Consider the following 480-nt stretch of genomic DNA (forward strand, 5'->3'; position numbering starts at 1 on the left):
GCTTCGCCGTGAACAGGTCCGCCCCGGCATTCTTGAGCGCGCGCACCGGGATGACCGGCAGGCGCGGATCGATCTGGACGCTGGCGACCGCGTCGCGTGCAGAGGCACGGATAAACGCCTTCTTGAAATTGGGATGGGCGATGCTCTCGGCCGCGCAGACGAAGCGCGTTCCGAGTTGGACGCCGGCGGCACCCATCTCGAGATAGCCGGCGATCGCCTCGCCACGGCCGATCCCGCCGGCGACGAACACGGGCAATTGCGCGGCGATCTCGGGCAGCATCTCCTGGGCGAGAACGCTGGTCGAGACCGGACCGATATGGCCGCCCGCCTCCATCCCCTCGATCACCAGCGCATCGACGCCCGAGCGAATCAGCTTCTTCGCGAACGGCAGCGTCGGCGGAAAGCACAGCACCTTGGCGCCCGACGTCTTGATCCGCTCGATCGCCCCGCCCGGCGGCAGCCCGCCGGCCAGTACGACAT

1 protein-coding gene is annotated in these 480 nt (G+C 68.5%); it reads right to left on the bottom strand.

Annotated elements, in window-relative coordinates:
* Positions 1–480 (bottom strand): NAD(P)H-dependent flavin oxidoreductase (locus M3234_RS28830; RefSeq protein ID WP_262307927.1); only part of this gene is annotated, 480 nt, incomplete at both ends.

It is taken from the genome of Neobacillus niacini, from assembly GCF_023715785.1.
GTDB lineage: Bacteria > Bacillota > Bacilli > Bacillales > Cytobacillaceae > Neobacillus > Neobacillus niacini_E.